We start from the raw sequence: 1,400 nt of genomic DNA on the forward strand, positions 1-1,400 counted from the left end.
TCAGACCGCGTTTGAGATCTGGTTCGGTGGCCTCTCAGAGGGTGCTCTAGGCTCGGCCAGGTGATCTTCGACAAGTTCCCCATCGTCGGCGGCTTCAGGGAGCTGGAGTACGGCAGTGCGGATGGGCCGTCGATCCGAGCTGCTGCGCGCATGACTGCACCGGGGTACGAAGGCGATCTGGTTCGGTACCTGCGCGCCGGCACGACCTTGGTCGCCACGCCTTCAGCTGTGCCTGACGTGCTGAGCGAGACTGGCGCGTTCATCGGAGGGCTGCACCTGCTCACAGACGGACATTGGCTGTGGTACTCGGACCTGGCCCACTACGTGGGGCGCTATCACGTGGAGCTTGACCCGGCGTTCATCGAGCACGCGCGTAGCAACAACTGGAACGTTCCGCAGGTCAGCGACGAGTACCTCGACGCTATGGTGACGTTGCTGATCGGGGACCAAGGTGAGCCGGGCTGATGTTGCGGCTCGCGTCCGGCTGTCAGGCCGAAGTTCGGATCAACGGGCGCTGACCCGCGCGGGAATCCGGCCCCACTCGGGTCAGGCGGCGGACCATGATACCGATCATCGCCCAGCGGACCATCGTCTCGGAGCGGGCAGGACTGGTCTCGTAATCGCGGGCCAGGCGCCGGTGGGCGGTGAGCCACGAGAAGGTACGTTCTACCGCCCACCGCTTCGATTGCACTTGGAACCCTTGCTGGTCGGGGTCTTTGCGGACGATCTCCAGCTCGCGGCCGAGCACGGTAGCGGTCCAATCGACCAGGCGGCCGGCGAAGCCCTGGTCCGCCCAGATCTTCTTGACACCTGGATGGTCGAGGCGAGTCCACAGCAGCGGTCGGCGGGCGCCATCGCGGTCCTGGACACTGGCCGCGACGACGTGCACGGCCAGCAGCAGGCCGAGCGTGTCGGTGATGATGAACCGCTTGCGGCCCTTGACCTTCTTGCCGGCATCGAATCCCCGTGTGGCCGCCGGGACGGTGTCGGCAGTACGAACAGACTGCGAATCGATCAGCCCCGCGCTCGGCTCGGCGCTGCGGCCATCGGCTTCGCGGATCCAGCCGCGCAGGGCGTCGTGGATGCGCTGGACCGTGCCGTCGTCGTGCCACCAGGTGAAGTACCAATACACCGTCGGCCACGGAGCGAAGTCCTTCGGCAGTTGCCGCCAAGCACAGCCGGTCCGCACAACGTAGAAGATCGCGTCCACGATCCGCCGCCGCGGATGCTTCTCCCGCCGCCCGCCCTTCGGCCCCACCCTCGCGGGCGGCAGCAACGGTTCCACCAACGCCCACTGCTCGTCCGTCAAGTCCGACGGATACCTACCCCCAGCACCGCTCACGGCATGTTCAACGACCACACCAGCAACGGGCCACGGCAGATCTCAAACGCGGTCTCAG

At 66.4% G+C, this 1,400-nt stretch carries 2 protein-coding genes; one reads left to right on the plus strand and one right to left on the minus strand.

What is annotated here, in order from left to right:
* The first annotated feature begins 60 nt into the window (after positions 1-60).
* Positions 61-465, plus strand: a complete 405-nt coding sequence (locus tag ACWDGI_RS43590; protein ID WP_450768604.1) for a hypothetical protein — start codon at positions 61-63, stop codon at positions 463-465.
* A gap of 22 nt (positions 466-487) precedes the next feature.
* Here the strand turns inward: ACWDGI_RS43590 and ACWDGI_RS43595 are convergent, their stop codons facing one another.
* Entirely contained in the window at positions 488-1,381 is an 894-nt protein-coding gene (locus tag ACWDGI_RS43595) for an IS5 family transposase (RefSeq protein WP_450768605.1), read from the minus strand.
* Positions 1,382-1,400 lie beyond the last annotated feature (19 nt).

The organism is Streptomyces sp. NPDC001220 (genome assembly GCF_053597895.1).